Annotated in this window: 20 protein-coding genes; 7 read left to right on the forward strand and 13 right to left on the reverse strand. The window is 71.0% G+C overall.

Annotation, left to right across the window (positions count from 1 at the left end; translation table 11 throughout):
* Window positions 1-24 precede the first annotated feature (24 nt).
* Window positions 25-687 (forward strand): DUF6226 family protein, encoded by a 663-nt coding sequence (locus C3481_RS00620; RefSeq protein WP_103840410.1) that lies wholly within the window; start codon window positions 25-27, stop codon window positions 685-687.
* A 254-nt stretch (window positions 688-941) separates the two neighbouring features.
* On the opposite strand, the gene C3481_RS00625 is transcribed toward C3481_RS00620, so the two are convergent.
* Together C3481_RS00625 and C3481_RS00630 are read right to left on the reverse strand one after the other, a co-directional pair.
* The gene (locus C3481_RS00625; RefSeq protein ID WP_258038986.1) at window positions 942-2,360 is read right to left on the reverse strand and encodes an HNH endonuclease signature motif containing protein; all 1,419 of its coding nucleotides are present in this window, start codon (window positions 2,358-2,360) and stop codon (window positions 942-944) included.
* Between the two features lie 73 nt (window positions 2,361-2,433).
* Window positions 2,434-3,030: an exonuclease domain-containing protein gene (locus C3481_RS00630; RefSeq protein ID WP_103840414.1), complete on the reverse strand. Its 597-nt coding sequence runs from the start codon at window positions 3,028-3,030 to the stop codon at window positions 2,434-2,436.
* A 109-nt stretch (window positions 3,031-3,139) separates the two neighbouring features.
* Here C3481_RS00630 and ychF point away from each other — a divergent pair, with 109 nt between their 5' ends.
* The 3 genes from ychF (at window position 3,140) to C3481_RS00640 (ending at window position 5,143) form a co-directional block, all read left to right on the forward strand.
* The gene (gene ychF / locus C3481_RS00635) at window positions 3,140-4,213 is read left to right on the forward strand and encodes a redox-regulated ATPase YchF (protein ID WP_103840416.1); all 1,074 of its coding nucleotides are present in this window, start codon (window positions 3,140-3,142) and stop codon (window positions 4,211-4,213) included.
* Window positions 4,214-4,276: 63 nt separating this feature from the next.
* The gene (locus C3481_RS16390; protein WP_146053609.1) at window positions 4,277-4,477 is read left to right on the forward strand and encodes a hypothetical protein; all 201 of its coding nucleotides are present in this window, start codon (window positions 4,277-4,279) and stop codon (window positions 4,475-4,477) included.
* 126 nt (window positions 4,478-4,603) lie between these two features.
* Window positions 4,604-5,143, forward strand: coding sequence for a Dps family protein (locus C3481_RS00640; protein ID WP_023950448.1), 540 nt, complete (start codon window positions 4,604-4,606; stop codon window positions 5,141-5,143).
* Window positions 5,144-5,251: 108 nt separating this feature from the next.
* Here C3481_RS00640 and C3481_RS00645 read toward each other — a convergent pair whose 3' ends face one another.
* Both C3481_RS00645 and C3481_RS00650 read right to left on the reverse strand, forming a co-directional pair.
* On the reverse strand, window positions 5,252-6,292 hold the full coding sequence (locus tag C3481_RS00645; RefSeq protein ID WP_103840418.1) for a zinc-dependent alcohol dehydrogenase family protein: 1,041 nt from the start codon (window positions 6,290-6,292) through the stop codon (window positions 5,252-5,254).
* A gap of 66 nt (window positions 6,293-6,358) precedes the next feature.
* The gene (locus C3481_RS00650; protein ID WP_088380005.1) at window positions 6,359-6,718 is read right to left on the reverse strand and encodes a hypothetical protein; all 360 of its coding nucleotides are present in this window, start codon (window positions 6,716-6,718) and stop codon (window positions 6,359-6,361) included.
* Between the two features lie 190 nt (window positions 6,719-6,908).
* On the opposite strand from C3481_RS00650, the gene C3481_RS00655 reads away from it, so the two are divergent.
* On the forward strand, window positions 6,909-7,169 hold the full coding sequence (locus C3481_RS00655; protein ID WP_064956499.1) for a hypothetical protein: 261 nt from the start codon (window positions 6,909-6,911) through the stop codon (window positions 7,167-7,169).
* Between the two features lie 27 nt (window positions 7,170-7,196).
* Here the strand turns inward: C3481_RS00655 and C3481_RS00660 are convergent, their stop codons facing one another.
* Window positions 7,197-7,556 carry a hypothetical protein gene (locus C3481_RS00660; RefSeq protein ID WP_258038987.1) on the reverse strand — a complete coding sequence of 120 codons (360 nt, stop codon included), beginning with the start codon at window positions 7,554-7,556 and terminating at the stop codon, window positions 7,197-7,199.
* Between the two features lie 4 nt (window positions 7,557-7,560).
* Window positions 7,561-7,959, reverse strand: a complete 399-nt coding sequence (locus C3481_RS00665; protein WP_103840420.1) for a glucose-6-phosphate dehydrogenase — start codon at window positions 7,957-7,959, stop codon at window positions 7,561-7,563.
* Between the two features lie 167 nt (window positions 7,960-8,126).
* On the opposite strand from C3481_RS00665, the gene C3481_RS00670 reads away from it, so the two are divergent.
* Window positions 8,127-9,041 (forward strand): alcohol dehydrogenase catalytic domain-containing protein, encoded by a 915-nt coding sequence (locus tag C3481_RS00670; protein WP_103840422.1) that lies wholly within the window; start codon window positions 8,127-8,129, stop codon window positions 9,039-9,041.
* Between the two features lie 47 nt (window positions 9,042-9,088).
* On the opposite strand, the gene C3481_RS00675 is transcribed toward C3481_RS00670, so the two are convergent.
* The gene (locus C3481_RS00675; protein WP_023950462.1) at window positions 9,089-9,637 is read right to left on the reverse strand and encodes a type 1 glutamine amidotransferase domain-containing protein; all 549 of its coding nucleotides are present in this window, start codon (window positions 9,635-9,637) and stop codon (window positions 9,089-9,091) included.
* Window positions 9,638-9,726: 89 nt separating this feature from the next.
* Between C3481_RS00675 and C3481_RS16685 the strand changes: the two genes are divergently transcribed.
* Window positions 9,727-9,852, forward strand: a complete 126-nt coding sequence (locus C3481_RS16685; RefSeq protein ID WP_256977771.1) for a hypothetical protein — start codon at window positions 9,727-9,729, stop codon at window positions 9,850-9,852.
* Window positions 9,853-9,939: 87 nt separating this feature from the next.
* Here the strand turns inward: C3481_RS16685 and C3481_RS00680 are convergent, their stop codons facing one another.
* The 6 genes from C3481_RS00680 to nadA form a co-directional block, all read right to left on the reverse strand.
* Window positions 9,940-11,448 carry a DHA2 family efflux MFS transporter permease subunit gene (locus C3481_RS00680; protein ID WP_023950464.1) on the reverse strand — a complete coding sequence of 503 codons (1,509 nt, stop codon included), beginning with the start codon at window positions 11,446-11,448 and terminating at the stop codon, window positions 9,940-9,942.
* Between the two features lie 144 nt (window positions 11,449-11,592).
* On the reverse strand, window positions 11,593-12,549 hold the full coding sequence (locus tag C3481_RS00685; RefSeq protein WP_023950466.1) for a glycosyltransferase family 2 protein: 957 nt from the start codon (window positions 12,547-12,549) through the stop codon (window positions 11,593-11,595).
* Window positions 12,546-13,676 carry a cysteine desulfurase family protein gene (locus C3481_RS00690; protein ID WP_103840424.1) on the reverse strand — a complete coding sequence of 377 codons (1,131 nt, stop codon included), beginning with the start codon at window positions 13,674-13,676 and terminating at the stop codon, window positions 12,546-12,548. The genes C3481_RS00685 and C3481_RS00690 overlap by 4 nt, the downstream gene beginning before the upstream one ends.
* Window positions 13,676-14,533, reverse strand: a complete 858-nt coding sequence (gene nadC / locus C3481_RS00695; protein ID WP_103841937.1) for a carboxylating nicotinate-nucleotide diphosphorylase — start codon at window positions 14,531-14,533, stop codon at window positions 13,676-13,678. The genes C3481_RS00690 and nadC overlap by 1 nt, the downstream gene beginning before the upstream one ends.
* Complete coding sequence (gene nadB / locus C3481_RS00700; protein WP_258038988.1) at window positions 14,533-16,107, reverse strand: L-aspartate oxidase; 1,575 nt, start codon at window positions 16,105-16,107, stop codon at window positions 14,533-14,535. Before nadB ends, nadC begins: the two co-directional genes overlap by 1 nt.
* Window positions 16,104-17,417 carry a quinolinate synthase NadA gene (nadA, locus tag C3481_RS00705; protein WP_064956504.1) on the reverse strand — a complete coding sequence of 438 codons (1,314 nt, stop codon included), beginning with the start codon at window positions 17,415-17,417 and terminating at the stop codon, window positions 16,104-16,106. Before nadA ends, nadB begins: the two co-directional genes overlap by 4 nt.
* Window positions 17,418-17,424 lie beyond the last annotated feature (7 nt).

The following is a 17,424-nucleotide window of genomic DNA, read 5'->3' on the forward strand; positions in this document are numbered from 1 at the left end:
GTGCCGGTGAGCGAGGATGTCGGTATGAACGGCTACGTGCGCCCGACCGTCGACGCGCCGGTGTTCCGCGATGCCGACGGCGCGGTCATCGAGTACGGCAGACGCTGGCCGGGATCGCCTCCAGAAGAGACCTATTCGGTCGACACGCATCCGGAGCGCTTCGCGCCGCTGCATGCTGTCGGCGATGCGCTCGTCGCTCACCTGCGTACCGCGTACGACGTCGTGGTGGACGAGGGCGTCGCGGTCGCCGGCGATCTGAACAGACCGAGCTTCTCCGACGTCCTGCGAGCCGTGCGCCTCCGCCCGACCGATCCGCGGTGCGCGGCCGTGACTGTCGTCTTCGACGCCTATCCGGGCATCTCGGTGCACTCTGGACTCCTGCACGACGCCCGTTACCCGCACTGCGGCTGCGATGCCTGCGACGAGGAGTGGGAGGCCGTCGCTACTGATCTCGAGCAGCACGTGTTCGCCGTCGTGACCGGAAACTTCCGCGAGGCCATCGTGCCCGGTGCCGAGCTTCCGGTGCGTCACGCGTTCACCTTCCCCGAGGGCGGCAGGTCCGGCGAATCGCGCGCGGACGGTTTTCCGCCAGAGCGGGTCTCGAAGGCACGCGAGGTGCTGCGCGACTTACCCGACGGGTGGGCTCCGTGGCCGCGCGCGCAGGCGTCGCCGGGTGGCAGTGCGTAGTTCCGCACCCACGCGCCCGGCGTCGGCGCGGAGCCCACGACCCGACCGCGCCGAGCCAGCGACCAGTGCCGGCCTCACCGTGGACTCGTCAGAACTGTGGAGCCTCCCGTCGGGTCGGTCTGTGCACGCTGAACCGGCCGCCCCATTGGCGAAGCGGGGAGCCGCGCCCGTCCGACTCCGCGAGCAAGCGCAAGCCGAACCCGCGTCCCGTGCACGCTGATCCCGCGGCCAGCGCCGACCGAACGGCCGACTGGTCAGAACGGCGGTGGTCCTGTGTCGGGTGGCTCGGCGACGGCGAAGGCGACGAGTGGTGGTGGTGCGTCTTCGCGGTAGACCCGCCCGGTGGGTGAGGTCCACACGAGCCGCCCGCCCGGGAGTTGTCTGACGTGCCATCTGGTGTGGTGTTTGACGTCGTGATGCCTCTTGCAGAGGTTGGCGAGGTTGCACACGTGCGTCGCCCCACCGTCGGACGCGGCGATGGTGTGGTCCAGTTCGCAGCGGATGGCGGGTTGTCGGCATCCGGGGAACCGGCAGTGCCGATCGCGGGCCCGTAGCAGTCGCACCATCGCGCTCGTGGGCCGGTAGGTGTCGCATTCGAGGACGGTTCCGGTGATCGGGTGGGTGAGCAACCGGTCCCAGGAGGTGGCGTTGCCGGCGAGTTCGCGTGCAGTGTTCGCGTCGATGGGGGAGCGGCCGGCGAGATCGGCGGGCCCGTCGTCTTGCCTCATCAGTGTGAGGGCGGAGACGGCGACCTGCACGTGCGCCCGGATCGCTCCCAGCGTTCCGTCGCCGTCACCGGCGCCGGTGGGGTCGAGGGCGGGTGTGCCGGCGAGGAGGAGGTCACTGAGCACGTCGGCGCGGACCTGGTCGATGGTGCGCGCGTCGTCGATGAACGACGACCCGTCGCGGATCGTCGTGTCGGCATCGGGACCGCCACCGTTGGCGTCGGCTCGTGCGTCAGGCGCGTCGGCTCGAGCGCCAGCGCCACCGGACGCCGCGTCGGCCTGCGTCCGCGTGTTGATGATCTCCCGGGCCTGTCGGGTGAGCCGGTCGACGATCCCGTCGGCGATGACGGTCGGCAGTGTCGCGATCAGGTCCGACATCCCGTCCGCGCCTGCCTGCACCCGTACGCACCGCCCCGCCGCGGCTTCTTCATGTCGCTCGGTGAAGGTCCGCGGGTGCATCCGCTCGGCGATCATCTGCAGCGCATCCCGCACCCGGTTCGGGGTTTCGCCCTCGCACCGTTCGATCGCGACGCGTTCGAACTCAGCCCGATCCGCCACGGGCACGAGGCATCCGACCTCCTGAATCACCCGCACATGCCCACGGACGATTCGTCCGGCCTCCCAGGCCGCCATTGTCAACGGGTAGTTCTCGACCAGATCTCGGGCCTCGTCGATGCGGCGCTGCAGCGTCCGGTCGGTCGCGACGAACACACCGGCCAGCTCCGCCGCGATGCCGCGCAGAGCCATCTCGCGCGCCTTGACCTTCTCCGGTGCTCCCGCGGACTGGGACTCGGCCAGCTGGCCGGCGGCAGCGAGGAGACGAACCTCCCGGACCTGTGCCGCGCGTGCGGCATCCGCTATGCCCTCGGCATCCGCGACTAGCTGAGCGAGGACGTCGACGTCGCCGTCACTGCCCATCCCGCTACCGAGCCCGCCATTCGAATACATGTTCGAATCATGTCATGGACCTCCGACATCGTGCCGGAACCTTCCACAGGCCCGCGAACGACCAGCGACTCCGTCAGGCCGGGCTGAGGAGCGAAGCCCCGATCGGCTCGTGCTCGGGCACGCGCACCCCCAGAAGCATCGCGAGTTCGACGAGATCGTGCGCGCCGGCCCGACGAGCCGCGTCGATGGTGATGTGTGCGCACGCGAGTGCGTCCGCCAGGGCGTCGTGGTGCGCGAAGTCGAGGAACCCGACAGCAGCGGCCACGAGCGGCAGCCGGTAGGAATCGAGCTGGTACGTCTTGCGTGCCAGCTGCACGCTGCACACCGAGCGGATCGCGGGGAGTGCGGCATCCGTCGCCTCGCAGGCTCGACGCAGCACCGCCATGTCGAAACCCGCGTTGTGGGCGACGAGCACGTCGTCTCCGATGAACTCGAGGAGACGGGGGAGTTGCGCTACCCAGCCGGGGGCATCCTCCACCGCGTCGGCGGTGATGCCGTGGATGGAGACGTTGATGTCGAAGAAGCGGTCGTGGCCGGAGGGCGGCCGGATCAGCCAGCCGTCGGATGCGACGACCTCGCCGTCGCGGACGCGGACGAGTCCGACCGAGCATGCGGATGCACTGGAGGAGTTCGCCGTCTCGAAGTCGATCGCGGTGAAGTCCAGTGCCACGGCACAAGCGTCACCCGCGTTCGGAGCGCGGGGAGGGAGGCGCGCCGCCGAGCCGGGCGATCCGGATCGGTCGGAGGCGATGTCGGCGGGCCACGTAGACTGGATGCCCGTGGCTCTCACCATCGGAATCGTAGGACTGCCCAACGTCGGCAAGTCGACCCTCTTCAACGCCCTGACCAAGAATCAGGTTCTCGCGGCTAACTACCCGTTCGCGACGATCGAGCCGAACGTCGGCGTGGTGAACCTCCCCGACCCGCGCCTGAAGGTGCTGGCCGAGATCTTCCACTCCGAGCGCATCCTCCCCGCCGCGGTGTCGTTCGTCGACATCGCCGGGATCGTGCGCGGTGCGTCGGAGGGTGAGGGGCTGGGCAACCAGTTCCTGGCGAACATCCGCGAGGCCGACGCGATCGCGCAGGTCGTCCGCGGCTTCGCCGACGACGACGTCGTGCACGTCGAGGGTGCCGTGAACCCGCAGAACGACATGGAGACGATCAACGCCGAGCTGCAGCTCGCCGATCTCCAGACCCTCGAGAAGGCGATCACCCGCTACGAGAAGGAGGTTCGCGGCAAGAAGCTCGACCCCTCCGTGCTCGAGGCCGCAAAGGCTGCGCAGGACGCCCTGCAGCGTGGCGAGCTGCTGTCGGGATCGGGCATCGACCTCGCGCCCATCAAGGAGCTCGGCCTGTTGACCGCCAAGCCCTTCATCTTCGTCTTCAACGTCGACGAGGCCGTGCTTACGGATGAGGCACGCAAGGCGGAGCTCGCCGCTCTCGTCGCGCCCGCGCAGGCGGTGTTCCTCGACGCGAAGATCGAGTCGGAGCTCATCGACCTCGATCCCGAGGAAGCCGCCGAGCTGCTCGCCTCGACCGGTCAGGACGAGTCGGGTCTCGACCAGCTCGCTCGCATCGGCTTCGACACGCTGGGCCTGCAGACCTACCTCACCGCGGGCCCGAAGGAAGCGCGCGCCTGGACGATCGGCAAGGGCTGGAAGGCTCCGCAGGCCGCCGGAGTGATCCACACCGACTTCGAGAAGGGCTTCATCAAGGCCGAGGTCATCTCGTTCGAGGACCTCGTCGCGACCGGCTCGGTCGCCGAGGCTCGCGCGAAGGGCAAGGCGCGCCTGGAGGGCAAGGACTACGTCATGCAGGACGGCGACGTCGTGGAGTTCCGCTTCAACGTTTAGGCCGTACTCCCGGATCGGAGAACATCTGTAGCGGTTCGACCTAGGGGCTGAGAGCATCGGCCCATGAACCGATGGCCGCGCCGACCACTCGTCATGCTGATCGTCGCCCTCGCGCTGTGGGGCGTTTCGATATCCTTCGCGTTCGTTGCGGACGGAGGCTGGCGAATCGCGGGGTTCGTCATCTTCGTGTTGAGCATGATCTCGAGCTTCGTCTTGATCGTGCGACAGCAGATGCGGCAGAGCGAGACCGATTCCGACACCTGACGGACGACAACGCGGTGCAGACCAACCCCACCCCGTTACCAGCCCCCGCACGTTCCATCAACCGGTGGGCACCGCGCTGCGACCCTGCCTAGCGTGGATGTCATCTCGACTCGAGGAGGCAACACTATGGCCACGAACACCACCACCACGCGTAACAAGCGCCGCGCCGCCGGCGCCGGTCTGACGAACGAGCAGAACGCCGAGAGCGGCTTCCGCGCTTCGCAGAAGCTCAGCGAGAACACCCAGAAGGTGCTCGTCGACCTCATCGAGCTGTCGCTTCAGGGCAAGCAGGCGCACTGGAACGTCGTCGGACGCAACTTCCGCGACACCCACCTGCAGCTCGACGAGATCATCGATGCCGCGCGCGAGTTCGCCGACACGGTCGCCGAGCGCATGCGTGCGCTCCACGCCCTGCCGGACGGCCGCAGCGACACCGTCGCCGAGACGACGACGCTGCCCGAGTTCCCGCAGGGCGAGATCGACACCGCCGAGGTCATCGACCTCATCACCGAGCGCCTGGAGGCGACGATCGGAACCTGCCGCGACGTGCACGACGAGGTCGACGAGGAAGACCCCACGACCGCCGACATCCTGCACTCGATCCTCGAGCGCCTCGAGCAGCTCGCCTGGATGGTCAGCGCCGAGAACCGCAAGCCGCAGGGCTGACGGACCCCCAGGGCCGGCCAAGCGCCGAGCCGCGGCCGGGGAGACCCGCCCCGAAGACCCCGCCCCGTGACCACCGCGTCCGGGCGGGGTCTTCGCGTCTCGCGCAGTTCAGACCAGCTGAGGGTCGATCATCGTCATGCCCGCGGCGGGCGCACTGCCCATTTCGGGCAGCAATCGGGCACCTTCCTCCAGCCCGACCACCCGCTGCACGAGGTCCTGCGGGCGCAGGCTGCCGTCGCCGATCAGCGCCATCATCCCGGGGTAGTCCACCGCCGCCATGCCGTGACTCCCGAGCAGGTCGAGTTCCCACGCGATGACGCGAGCCAGGGGAGCGGCGCTGCGACCGGATGCCGAGGGCAGCAGCCCGATCTGCACGTGACGCCCTCGGCGACGAAGGCTCAGAATCGCATCGGATGCGGTCTGCTCGCTGCCCACCGCATCGACCGAGACGTGGCTGCCCCCGCCCGTCAGCTCGTGGACGATCGCCGGCACGTCGCGCCCGTCGGCGGCGACGACGTGCTCCGCCCCGACCTCGGAGGCGGTCAGCAAAGCGGCGTCCGAGCGGTCGACCGCGATGACGCGCGCGCCCAAAGCCCGCGCGATCATCACCGCGCTGAGACCGACGCCGCCTGCGCCGACGATGGTGATCCACTCGCCGCCGCTCAGGGCTGCGCGGGCGATCAACGCGCGGTAGGCCGTAGCGAAGCGGCATCCGAGCGCCGCCGCAGCTTCGAACGAGACGCCGTCGGGGATGCCGACGAGGTTGACGTCGGCGGCCGGCACGATAACCCGCTCGGCGAACGAGCCGGCGTAGGTGAAACCGGGCTGCTGCTGGTGGGGGCAGACCTGAGCATCGCCGCGGGAGCACCACTCGCATCGACCGCAGCCGATGACGAACGGCGTCGTGACGCGATCACCCACCAGCCAGCCCTCGACGTCGGAACCGACCTCGGAGATGACGCCCGAGAACTCGTGTCCCGGGGTGTGCGGCAGGGCGATGTCGTCATGACCTGCCCAGGCGTGCCAGTCGCTTCGACAAAGCCCGGTGGCGCGCACCGACACCACCACGCCGTCGGCGGGGACGTTCGGATCGGCCACCTCGCGAACCGTCACCGGCCCGCGGATGCTGTCCATGACCGTCGCTCGCACGATCGGCCACGCTACGCCATCGAGCGCGCCCGTGCCGCACGGTCGGCGGCAGTGTGACGCGAAAGGTCAGGCGTCGCGGAATCCCTCGAGGTCGGGGTCCCACTGCGCGGGAGGCTCGTCGTCGACGGCGTAGAGGTGGGCGCCCTCCGCCCGCCGGGGGTAGCTCTCGTGCGCGCGCAGATCGTCCGCGCCCTCGGAGAAGTCCGGTTCATCGGCGTCCCACTCGACGGGGGCGGACAGCACGTCGTTGCCGACGCCGATCACGAGTTCGGCCTCATCGACGCGGCCGCTCGGCTCGAGCACGATCGGAATCCGCACGGCCTCCGCACGGCCATAATTGGCCACGGCGGCGGTGAGCTCGACCAGTGCCTCCGCAACGTCATCCGTCGTGATCACCGTGTCGCCCGCGTACGTGATTCGTCTCATGGCAACACTGTGTCGGGTAACCGCATCCGGCACCTCGCACTTGCGCGGACGGTGATCATCGGATACTGCCCGAGTCGGCCGGGATCATCGCACGATGCTCTCGGCTGGTCAACGCGCCTGACGCGATCAGCGGCGCTGCCTACCGTGGTCGGGAGCGTCGAGTCGACGCGCCGACAGCGAGGGAGACGTGATGAGCCAGCAGGACCCGGCGACCGACCAGGAACCGCTCTCCGAGCCGGAGGCCGTCCGCAAGGACATGCGCTACAGCCCGGCGAGCGACACCGAGACCCGCGAGAAGCAGGACGAGGCGCCGACCAGCCCCGATGAGGACGTCGACGACGACCTCGTCCGGGCTCGTCCCGGCACGGGTGGTCCTGACGACGTCGGAGACGTCGACGTGCCGGCCGAGGACCTCAACCTGCCCTGGCGAGACGACGAGGCGAGCGCCTGAGGGGTCACCGCTCCGCCGCGCGGGCGGTCAGTTCCACCCGACGGTATTGAACCACTGCGCCCGCGCCTCGCCCTCGGCGGCATCCGTCGTTCCGCGGAAGGCGTCGTGACGTTCCAGACGACCGTCGGCCAGCGCGACGAATCCGGTGCACACGGGGCACATGCCGCGCCCGAAGGGGAACCCGTCGGGCAACGAGGGTGCCGCCTCCGCGGGCTCGCCGCTGCCGGCGCACCGTGGCGGATCTGCTTGAGCATCCGACCACATCTGCGACGTGCCCAGGCGATTGTGCAGGCCGGCGTGTCCCCGCGGACGCGTGCAGAGCGCCGACCCGCGGCGGGACCGGCACCACAGTGCGGTCGGGTAGTCCGCGGCGGCCGGCGCGTTCACCCGATCAGATCCGGATGCCGCAGATGCCGCACTCGCCCGCGGCGGACACCTCGACGAAGCAGTCCGGGCACATCGCCCGCACGACATCCGAGGGAGCCGGCGCCTTCGGGGCGCGCGGAGCGGCCGCGCGGGGAGCGGCTCGCCGGGCCGGCGCGGTGCGCGCGGCGACGACGGCGGGCTGCTTGCGTTCGGGCACGTGGGCTTCGCAGTAGAACCGGACGAAGCCGCCGTGGTTGGTCGGGTGACGGTGCTTGACCGCCCACAGGTGGTCGCGGTCGTACGCGTCGGCATCAGCGGGACACGCGGCGCATCGCGCGGGATCACCCGGCATGACGTCGGCGACGCGGTAGGGCGTCTCGTAGGTGAGGCGATCGCGCCAGTCGGCCGAGTCGACGATTCTCATGGTGGTCCTCTCCGGCACTCGCGCGCCGGATTCCAGCGTACCCGCGGCCCCGGGGAGGCGGTCCGCCCACCATCCGGTGAACATTCGCGGAACGGGGTGCGCCGCCGCGTCCGCCAGACGGTGGCCTTTGCGACAGTGAGGGGGTCACCACCGGCGAGAGGGCGCGAATGGAACTGGCGACCCGAGCACCGATGGACGTCCTGCTGCGTCCTGCTGCGCTGGCCCGCGCCTGGATGGGGCCCGGGCGCGATCCTGAGACGATCGCCGTCCCCGGCGTGGTGCTGGGACCGGGAGATGTGCTGGTGCGCATCGACCTCGTCACGATCACCGAGGACGACCTCGCCATCACCGACGGTGACGAGCAGTGCCCGGTGCCGACGGTTCTCGGTCGTGAGTTCGTCGGCAGGATCGCCGCGCTCGGCGGCACCGTCGCGGCGGTGGATGGCATTCCACTCGAGCTCGGGGAGCGCGTCGTGAGCGCCGTGGGCCCGCATGAGCGCATCGGCGCGCACCGCGAGCTCGTGGGCGGCTTCGCGACCCATGTGCATCTCGTCGAGGGCACGCCGATCGCCCGCGTGGGCGAAGCACTCCCGGCCTGCATCCTGGCGCCCGTTCCCGGCGCGGGCGCGCGGGCGGCCGCGATCATGCGACGTCTGGAAGAGGCCGCCGATCCGGAGGATCTCCTCGTGACGGTCGCGGGCACGGGCGCCGATCCACTCGTGCTCGCGGCGATGATCGCCGCGAGCGGCGGCCGGCCACGGGTGGCTTCAGCCGATCCTCGGGTCCGGGCCCGGGCCGAGCGCTTCGGGGCCGCGCTGGCGCCCGAGCACATCCTCGAAACGGACCTGAGCGCACGCTTCATGGCCGCAAGCCCCGACCCCCGGGAGCTCGTGATGCGGGGCGGGGCGCCCACGTCGGCCGATCTCGTGGCGGCGGTCGCGTTCATGCGTGCTCCGGGCACCCGGCGCTACCCGTTCGCCGACCTCGTGTCGGCGCCGCTTCCCTTCGCCCGGCTCGACGAGGCGATCGACCTCGCCCGCGCGGGCCGTCACCTCCGCGTGGCAATCGCCCCCGGAGCGTGAGCTCACGGGGGCGATCGGATGCCGCGTCGGCGGTCGGGACGGATGGCTCAGGCGGTCTGCCCGGAGTGCTCGCCCTCTTCGATCTCTTCGACGACCTTCGCGTTGAAGGCGGGCAGGTCGTCGGGCGTCCGGCTCGAGACGAGGCCCTGGTCGACCACGACCTCCTCGTCGACCCAGGTCGCGCCGGCGTTGACGAGATCGGTGCGCAGACTCGGGAAACTCGTCAGCGTGCGTCCCGAGAGGACGTCGGCCTCGGCGAGGATCCATGCCGCGTGGCAGATGGCGCCGACGGGCTTGTGCTGCTCGAAGAACGCGCGCGTGAAGTCGACGGCGTTCGCGTCGAGTCGGAGGTTGTCGGCGTTGACGACGCCGCCGGGGAGGACGAGCGCGTCGTATTCATCGGCCTCGGCGTCGGACGTGACCACGTCGACCTTCTGGGAGTGACCGTTCTTGCCGGTGATCTCGCCAGATTCCGGAGCGACGAGGACGACGGTGGCGCCGGCGTCGGAGACGGCCTGCCACGGCGAGGTCAGCTCGCTGTCCTCGAAGCCGTCGGTTGCCAGGAATGCGATCTTCTTGCCATCGAGAGTGCTCATGGATCCGACGGTACGCTCGGCCGGGGGATGCCGCGACGCGCTTGACAGGCTCAGCGACGCATGGTCCTCTGCGGGGTTACGATGGCGATATGTCCACCGCATCCACGCCTCAGCCTCAGACCCTGCAGCCGGTTCCCGATGAGAAGAACCTGCTGATCACCGCCAACGACGACGCAGGCTCGTGCTGCGGCGGGGGATGCTGCTCGACCTCCTGAACGTCGCTTCGAGGCGATGACGAAGCCGCCGGTGCGTGATGCACCCGGCGGCTTCGGCGTTCGCGTTCGGCGATGCCGGACGGCGGCTCAGTGCGGGGCGGGTGCGCCCTCGGGGCTGTCGGCCGGCTTGCGGATGAGAAGGGCTCCGATGATCAGCGGCGACGCGATGATCGCGGCCACGAGGAAGGCGGCACGTGCGCCCTCGGCGCCCGCGGCCGTCGTCCCGGGTTCGAGCGCTCCCGCCTCCGCGGCGGACATGACGGTGATGAGCAGTGCGATGCCCGCGGCTCCTGCGACCTGCTGCACCGTGGAGACGATCGCACTGCCGTACGAGTAGAACCGGGGCTGCAGCGAACCGAGGGATGCGGTGAAGAGTGGTGTGAACGACATCGCCAGGCCCAGCGAGAGTGTGGTCTGCAGCGCCAGCAGCAGCCACACCGACGTGTTCTCGGTGAGGGTCGTGAAGCTCCACAGGATGCCGGTCACGATGACGGCGCCGGGGATGAGGAGCACGCGCGTGCCCCAGCGGTCGTAGACGCGCCCGATGAACGGGCCGGCGATGCCCATCGCGAGCGATCCCGGGAGGACGAGGAGCCCCGACTCGAGCGCGGAGAGCCCGAGCACGTTCTGCATGTACAGCGGCAGCAGCGTGATGGCGCCGAAGAAGGCCATCGACATGACGGCCAGCTGAGCGACCGACAGCGAGAAGTTCGTGGAACGGAACACGCGCAGGTCGAGCAGTGCGTCATCGCTGCGCTGGAGGGCGATCTGCCGCCAGACGAAGGCGCCGAGGGCGATCACGCCGACCGACAGAGCGATGATGAGCGGCAGGTTCGACGCCGGGACCGCGGCCTCGGCATCGCCGCCGCCGTGGCCCGCGGCGCCGATCTGGCTGAGCCCGAACACGAGCCCGCCGAAGCCGAAGGCCGACAGAACAACGGAGAGGACGTCGAGGGGCGCGCGTCGGGTCTCGCCGAGGTTGTGGATCCAGCGGACCCCGATCGCGAGGGAGACGAGCGCGATGGGAAGGACGACGCCGAAGATCCACCGCCAGCTGAGGGTATCGAGGAGGAATCCGGAGAGGGTGGGCCCGATCGCCGGGGCGAGCGACATGACGATGCTCACCCGTCCCATCATCCGGCCGCGGGCGTGCGGCGGTACGACGGTCATCAGCGTCGTCATGAGCAGGGGCATCATGATCGCCGTGCCCGAGGCCTGCACCACGCGCGCGACCAGCAGGAATCCGAAGCCGGGCGCGAGCACGGCGATGAGCGTTCCCGTCGAGAACAGGGTCATCGCCGCGGTGAAGACGGCGCGGGTGGTCAGTCGTTGCAGCAGGAAGCCGGTGATCGGGATGACGACGGCCATCGTCAGCATGAACGCGGTCGTGAGCCATTGCGCCGCCACGGCCGTGATCCGGAAGTCGGCGATGAGATGGGGGATCGCGACGCCCATCGTCGTCTCGTTGAGGATCGCGACGAAGGCTGCGACGAGCAGGAGCCAGATGACCCGGTTCGCCTCGGCCGAGACGACGGTCGGCGCACCCGGGTGCGCGGTGGGCGTGGATGCTGTGGTGGACGACGGCGCGACGGCCATGGGCAACTCCTCGGTCGGAAGATCGGTCGTCACCCGAGGGCGGACTCCGCAGGGCCAACGCCCCGACGGGTCGATTATTCCCGGGGGTGCGGACACGGCGCCAGCGTTCGCTCCGGGGCGATCAGCGTGGACGCGCATGATGGATCACCAGAGACGGGCGATGTCCCAGAGGTCCGTCGTCGCCGGGTCGCTCGGGCGGTGGCCCGGCGCCCGCTCGCGGAAGTCGCGGACCAGCTCGCCCACCCGGCGGCGGTACTCGGGATCGGGGTGGGTCGCGGCGATGCGCACGAGCGGCGGGACGTCCATGTCGAGCACGAGGCGCACGCGGGCCGCGGCGGCGTCGCGGGCATCGGCGGAGTCGAGGACGGCGAGGCCCGATCGCAGCGCCTCGAGATAGTCGGTCAGCACCGGCAGTTGCGCGCGGTGCTGGGTGATCGACGATCCGTCGGCGCGTTCGCGCCAGTGCACGACGACGTCGGGGATCACGTCGAAGGCGCGGGCGCGCGTGTACATCTGCTGCGCCACCAGCTGGTCTTCGTACAGCCGGTTCTCGGGGAAGCGCAGGCGGTGACGACGCCAGAACTCGATGCGGCTCGCCTTGGACCAAGCGACGATGTTGCCCGAGGCCTCCGGATGGTCCGCGAGGGTCACCCCCGTGCGTGCCGGCTGCGTGGACGCCGCGACCCAGGGCTGCACGGGGCCCGGGACGTAGCCCTCGTCGGTCGGTCGCAGCCGGACGTACGCGCCGGCGACGAAGTCGGAGCCCGATGCGTCGAGCGTGCTGACCCACCGCTGGAGCGCCGAGGCGGTCAGGACGTCGTCGGCGTCGAGGAAGGCGACGAACGGAGTGTCGACGAGATCGAGCCCGGCGTTCCTCGCGGCCCCCAGGCCGACGGGACGGTCGTGTGCGCGCACACGGAACCGCTCGTCGGATGCCGCCGCCGCGGCGAAGATGTCGCCGGTCGCGTCGCGCGACCCGTCGTCGATCAGGATCGCGGTCCACTCGACGAGGGTCTGGGCGCGAAGCGACTCCAGGGCCTCCTCGGCATAGGGGGCGACGTCGCGGCCGGGGACGATGACGGTGACGACGGGCGGGCTCACGACCCCGATCGTACTGCCGAGACGGCGTCGGCCACGGCTCCGGCGAGCGCCGACGCATCGGGCGGCGCTGCGCGATCGAAGCTGAATCTGACCGCGGTGCGGGCGTCGTCGGGGTGCATGCCCATCGCGGTCAGGACGTGCGAGGGCTCGTCGCTGCCCGCGGCGCAGGCCGACCCGCTGCTCGTGACGATCCCGCGCCGTTCCAGCTCGAGGAGCACGGCCTCGCCCGAGGTCGCGGCGAACGTGAAGGAGGCGAGGCCGGGAAGCCTCCGATCCGGGTCGCCGGTGACGCGCGCGCCGGAGACGGTGTCGAGCACGCGAGCCGTGAACGCGTCGCGCGCGGCGGTGGCACGCGCAACGGCGTCGTGGCGCTCGCGCTCGGCGAGTTCGAGCGCGACGGCGAGCCCGACCGCCCCCGCGACGTTCTGCGTGCCGGAGCGCCGGCCGCGCTCCTGACCTCCGCCGTGCAGCACGGGTTCGAGCGGAAGCCGGCCGCGCACGCCGAGGACACCGATGCCCTGGGGTGCGCCGATCTTGTGCCCCGCGATGGAGAGGGCCGAGGCGCCGGTGCCGGAGAGCGGCAGCCAGCCGGCGGCCTGGACGGCATCCACGTGCAGCGGCACCGACGGGAGGGCTCGTGCGATCGCGGCGACATCCTGGACGGTGCCGACCTCGTTGTTGGCATAGCCGACGCTCACGACGGCGGTGTCGTCGCGCACGGCCCGCGCGACGGCATCCGGGGTCACGCGCCCTGCGGCGTCGACGGGAAGGACGTCGACCTCGTATCCGTGGATCCGCTTGAGATGACGGCAGACGGCGAGCACCGAGTCGTGCTCCACCGCGGTCGTGACGATGTGGCCGGGCGTGCGCCCTCGGGCCCCGAGCGCGATGCCGGCGATCGCGAGGTTGTTCGCCTCCGTGCCGCCGGAGGTGAAGACGATGTCTCCCGCGCGCATGCCGAGCACCGTCGCGGTGCGGCGGCGGGCGTCCTCGAGCGCCCCAGCTACGTCCTCGCCGACCGTGTGGACGCTCGAGGGATTGCCGAATCGTCCCGTGAGGAACGGGGCCATCGCCTCGAGCACTTCACGGCGCACCGGACCGCCCGCGGCGTGATCGAGGTACAGCATCAGTGCGCGTCGACGATGAGATCGAGGCCGAGGTCGAGGGCGGGTGCGGAATGCGTGAGCGCTCCGATCGAGATGATGTCGACACCGGTCTCGGCGATCGCGTGCACGCTCTCGAGGGAGACCCCGCCCGATGCCTCGACGCTCGCGCGACCGCCGACGAGCGCGACACCGCGGCGCAGGTCATCGAGCGAAAAGTTGTCGAGCATGATCGTGTCGACGCCCGCCGCGAGCACGGGCTCGATCTGGTCGACCCGATCGACCTCCACCTCGACGTGGGTGGTGTGGGGAAGTCGAGCCATCGCCCGCTGCAGCGCTTCGGTCAGTCCGGTGCCGTCGGCGGTGATGACGCCGAGGTGGTTGTCCTTGAGCATGACGGCATCCGAGAGGGAGAACCGGTGGTTGTGGCCGCCGCCGTCCCGGACGGCCTGCCGCTCGAGCGCGCGGAGCCCCGGAGTGGTCTTGCGAGTGTCGGTGATCCGCGCCCGGGTGCCCGCGACCGCGTCGACATAGCGGCGTGTGAGCGTGGCGATCCCGGACATCCGCTGGGCGAGGTTCAGGCCCACCCGTTCGGCGGTCAGCACCGCGCGAGCCGGCCCGCGCACCGTCGCCAGCGTGTCGCCGGGGCGGATGCGCGCACCGTCGGGAACGTCGATGACGACCTCGCACCCCGGGTCGGTGAGTGCGAAGGCGGCCGCGAACACCGACACACCGCTGAGGACGCCTTCTACGCGGGAGACGAGCGCGGCTGTCGCGCGTGCGGAGGCGGGGATGAACGAGCTGCTGGTGAGATCGCCCCAGGGAGCGTCCTCGTCGAGGGCGGGGCCGACGACGGCGGCGATCTGACGGGCGGTGAGCATCATGCGACCTTCTCGCGCAGGACGGCGGACGTGAGGGCGGTGTCGATGAACGGGGCGGCAGATGCGTCGTCGCGACGGTGGTGGGCGCCGAGCGACCGAGGCCGTCCGAGAGCGGCCGCGGTGAGCGCGCGGGCCACCAGCAGCAGGTTGGCGTCCTCGTGCTCGCGGCGCGAGCGGGGTGGCGCTGCGGCTTGCGTCCACGCGTCGAGGGCGCCGAGCGCGAGGCCGAGTCCGGCGGCATCGCGCTGCAGGCCGACGTGCTCCCACATCAGCGTCTGCAGTGCCTCGCGGCTGAACGGTTCGCTCGTCGGGGTCCGCCGGGGGACCGCCGACGCGGCCGCCGGCGTTCGAGCCGACTGTGCACCGCCCGGCGAGACGGGAGTCGTCCGTCGCGCGGCACCGGTGATCGCGTCGGCCGCGCGCGTGCCGAACACGACGGCCTCGAGCAGCGAGTTCGACGCCAGGCGGTTGGCTCCGTGCACGCCGGTGCGCGCGACTTCGCCGACCGCGAACAGGCCGTCGAGGTCGCTCCGGCCGTCGAGATCCGTCGCGACGCCGCCCATCAGGTAATGCGCGGCCGGAGTGACGGGAACCGGATGCCGCGACCAGTCCCACCCGCGCGCTCGTACGGCCGCGTCGATCGTCGGGAAGCGGGCCGCCAGGAACGCCGCCGTCGCCGACGGCGTCTCGCGGAGCCCGGTGGCATCGAGCAGCACCGGCCGCCCCTCCTGACGGGCCATCGCGCTCGCGATCGCGCGTGCCACGACGTCTCGTGGAGCGAGCTCCGCGTCGGGATGCGCGTCGACGCAGAAGCGGTGCCCCCGCTCGTCGACGAGGACGGCGCCCTCGCCGCGCACGGCTTCGGACACCAGCGTCCCGTCCGTCAGCGCGGTGGGGTGGAACTGCACGAACTCCAGGTCCGTGACGGTCGCTCCGGCGCGTAGGGCGAGGGCGACCCCGTCGGCCGTCGCGACGGCTGGATTGGTCGTATGCGCGTACAGCTGGCCCGCCCCGCCGGTGGCGAGGACCACCGCATCCGCCGTCAGCGTGTCGGTGCGTTCACCCGAGAGGACACGCACCCCGCGCACCGCCCCGTCCTCGACCACGAGCTCGGTGACGAACGCATCGGTGCGGATGTCGACGGGTGCTGCATTCAGCGCCCGGTTCAGCGCCCGCTGAATCGCGTCGCCGGTTGCGTCGCCGCCGGCGTGCAGGATGCGCGGAACCCGGTGGGCTCCCTCGAGTCCGAGGCGCAGCGCTCCGCTGTCGTCGCGATCGAACGCGACTCCGATCGCCTCGAGCGCCCCGACGGCGTCCGGACCCGCGGACGCGAGCGCGCGCACGGCGTCGCGCTCGCCGAGGCCCGCCCCGGCGCGCAGGGTGTCGTCGACGTGGGCGAGCACGGAGTCGCCCACGGCGGTCACCGCGGCGATGCCGCCTTGCGCCCAGGCGGTGCTTCCCTCGCCGAGGGCCCCCTTCGTGACCAGCACGACCTCGCAGCCGATGCCGGCCGCTCGCAGGGCGCACATCCCGCCGGCGAGGCCCGAGCCCACGACGACGACCCGGCGGGTCACGGCCGAGCCGCCAGCATCCGTTCGAGCGCGGCGCGCGCGGGAACCGCGACGTCGTCGGAGACCTGGATGCGGTTGGGCGTCCGCCCCGCGCGCAGCTCGTCGAGGACCCACGCGAGGTAGCCGGGATGGATCCGGTACATCGTCGAGCACGGGCACACCACGGGGTCGAGGCAGAAGATGCGGTGCTGCGGGTACTGCGCGGCGAGCCGCTGGACCAGGTTGATCTCGGTGCCGACCGCGAAGACCGAGGGCTCGGTCGCGCCGTCGATCGCGCGGCGGATGTACTCCGTCGAGCCCGCCTCGTCTGCGGCGTCCACGACCGGCATCGGGCACTCGGGGTGGACGATGACGCGGACGCCGGGGTGTTCGGCGCGGGCGCGCTCGATCTGATCGACGGTGAAGCGGCGGTGAACCGAGCAGAACCCGTGCCAGAGGATGACCCGCGCGTCTCGCACGGACGCTTCGTCGTTGCCTCCGAGCGGCCGCCGAGGGTTCCACATCGGCATCCGGTCGAGGGCGACCCCCATCGCCTTCGCCGTGTTGCGGCCCAGATGCTGGTCGGGGAAGAAGAGGACGCGCCGCCCCCGGGCGAATGCCCACTCGAGCACCGTGCGCGCGTTCGACGAGGTGCAAACGATGCCGCCGTTGCGGCCGACGAAGCCCTTGATGGCCGCGGACGAGTTCATGTACGTGACCGGGATCACCGGAAGCAGTCCCTCGGCATCGGGCTCGTCGAGGGCGCCGTAGATCTCCGCGAGCTGCTCCCAGCACTCCTCGACCTCGTCGATCGAGGCCATGTCGGCCATCGAGCACCCCGCGGCGAGGTTCGGCAGGATGACGGCCTGCTCGCGCTGCGACAGGAGATCGGCGGTCTCCGCCATGAAATGCACCCCGCAGAAGACGATGGCCTCCGCTTCGGGGTGAGCCTTCGCGGCCTCCGCGAGCTGGAACGAGTCGCCCACGTAGTCGGCATGTCGAACCACCTCCTCCCGCTGGTAGAAGTGCCCCAGCACGACGACGCGGTCGCCGAGGGCGGCCTTCGCGTCGGCGATCCGGTCGTGCAGCTCGGCCTCGTCGGCAGTCCGGTAGTACTCGGGGAGCTCGCCCTGGCGCGGTGCTCCCGCCGGGATGACGTCGCCCATCGACGATCCCGGGCCGTACCCGGGCCGCGTGTCGAAGCTCCAGGGCCCCGCGGCGAGATCGGTGGTGCACGTCTGGGCGGTCGACGCCCCGGCGACGATCGCCTGGATGCCGTGGTCGACACTCGGGTCGATGGGTCGCGGCGACAGCGTGAGCGGAGATGTGGTCATGCGCGTT

The sequence above is a fragment of the Microbacterium sp. Ru50 genome (assembly GCF_002920555.1).
Lineage (GTDB): Bacteria > Actinomycetota > Actinomycetes > Actinomycetales > Microbacteriaceae > Microbacterium > Microbacterium arborescens.